This is a genomic window from Mesorhizobium sp. BHbdii (assembly GCF_053848045.1).
The window spans coordinates 1-437 of record NZ_JBSPKX010000232.1 but is presented as its reverse complement, the minus strand read 5'-3'; the positions used below and the strand labels follow the sequence as shown (position 1 = coordinate 437).

Annotated in this window: 2 pseudogenes; both read right to left on the bottom strand. The window is 60.4% G+C overall.

Features of this window, described 5'->3' with window-relative positions:
• Positions 1-253 (bottom strand): annotated as a pseudogene (locus tag ACWTU8_RS32795) (two-component sensor histidine kinase); the annotation flags it as partial.
• Positions 250-437: pseudogene (locus ACWTU8_RS32790) on the bottom strand (winged helix-turn-helix domain-containing protein); the annotation flags it as partial. The pseudogenes ACWTU8_RS32795 and ACWTU8_RS32790, both read right to left, overlap by 4 nt.

Sequence of the window (437 nt, the reverse complement as noted above, 5' to 3'; positions counted from 1 at the left end):
CCTTCTTGGGGCTGAGTTGCGAATGGCTTTCGACCGTGGAACCCAGGTCCTCGATGTCGCTCTCGGTATAGGTCGCCGTCACGATCGAGTAGGTTTCCCTAATGGTTTCATCGAGCCGTTCGGCAAGATCGGCGCTCATCATCCGGTAGACGATGGCACCCGAAAGCACGAAAGCCAGCACGAACAGGAAAGCGAACGTCAAGGCAAGCCGGAACGGCGTGCTGCGCAGCAGGCGAGACCAGCTTCCGGTCATGGCGCAAGCGGCGCGTGCAGGCTGTAGCCGGTGTTGCGGATGGTATGGATCAGCTGGGCCTCGAACGGCTTGTCGACCTTGGCCCGCAGCCGGCTGATATGGGTCTAGACGACACTGGTCTTGGGATCGAAATGAAAGTCCCAGACGCGCTCCAGAAGTATGGTGCGGGTGATGACGCGGCCCT